1 protein-coding gene is annotated in these 1,226 nt (G+C 73.6%); it reads right to left on the reverse strand.

Annotated features, from left to right (window positions below; translation table 11 throughout):
• Positions 1–47: 47 nt before the first annotated feature.
• The gene (locus KS423_RS45735; RefSeq protein WP_224285548.1) at positions 48–992 is read right to left on the reverse strand and encodes a bifunctional riboflavin kinase/FAD synthetase; all 945 of its coding nucleotides are present in this window, start codon (positions 990–992) and stop codon (positions 48–50) included.
• Positions 993–1,226: the final 234 nt, after the last annotated feature.

The following is a 1,226-nucleotide window of genomic DNA, read 5'->3' on the forward strand; positions in this document are numbered from 1 at the left end:
AAGGGCCCACCGACCTGTGTCGGTGGGCCCTTCCGCCGTCGCGGCGCTCAGACGCCGTCGGTCAGCTCGCGGGCCCGCTTGACGTCGTCGGCCATCCGGTCCAGCAGCGCGTCGATGGAGTCGAACTTCTCCATCCCGCGCAGGTAGGCCAGGAAGTCCACGGCCACGTGCAGCCCGTACAGGTCCAGGCCGACCCGGTCGATGGCGTAGGCCTCCACGGTGCGGGCCGTGCCGTCGAAGGTCGGGTTGGTGCCGACCGAGATCGCCGCCGGCATCCGCTCGCCGTCCGCGGTCAGCCAGCCCGCGTACACGCCGTCGGCCGGGATCGCGCTGTGCGGCACGGTCTCGACGTTGGCGGTCGGGTAGCCCAGCTCACGGCCGCGCTGCGCGCCGCGCACCACCACGCCCTCGACCCGGTGCGGGCGGCCCAGCACCTCGTTGGCACCGGCCATGTCCCCGGTCCGGACCAGCCGGCGGGTCAGGCTGGAGGAGAACGGCTCGCCGTCCCCGGCCGTGCCGCACACCTGGAGGTCGATCACCTCGACCTCGAAGTCGTCCGCCCGGCCCAGCTCGCCGAGCAGCGCGACGTCCCCGGCTGCCCGGTGCCCGAACCGGAAGTTGGGGCCCTCGATGACGACCCGCGCGCGCAGCGCGTCCACCAGCACCTGGCGGACGAAGGTCTCCGGGGACTCCTGGGAGAACTCGGTGGTGAACGGAAGCACCAGCACCGCGTCCACGCCCAGCTCCGCGATCAGCTCGGCACGGCGCGGGTGCGGCGCGAGCAGCGGCGGGTGGCTGCCCGGGCGGATGACCTCGCGCGGGTGCGGGTCGAAGGTCACCACGACCGAGGGGAGGCCGAGTTCGCGGGCCCGCTCGACCGCCCGCCCGATGATCAGCTGATGCCCGCGGTGCACCCCGTCGAACGAGCCGATGGTGACGACGCTGCGTCCCCAGTCACCGGGGATCTCCTCCAGGCCACGCCAGCGCTGCACCTGACCGCTCCTTGTTCCGTACGACGCGTACCTTCTGTACGCTCAAACGCTCAAAACCCGAACCCCTATAGCGTGCCATGCGCCTGCCCCGGCTCAGGCACCGGAATACGGGTTGAGCCCATCGAGGGCCCCGGCGCCCGCCCGGGCACCGCCCGCTCGGCCTCGGCGGCCGCGTACTGCGGATCCCGTCCGGCCGCCGCCAGGGCCCGCATCCGGGCCAGCCTGGGGCCGTCC

The organism is Streptomyces sp. LS1784 (assembly GCF_020103755.1).
Taxonomy (GTDB): domain Bacteria; phylum Actinomycetota; class Actinomycetes; order Streptomycetales; family Streptomycetaceae; genus Kitasatospora.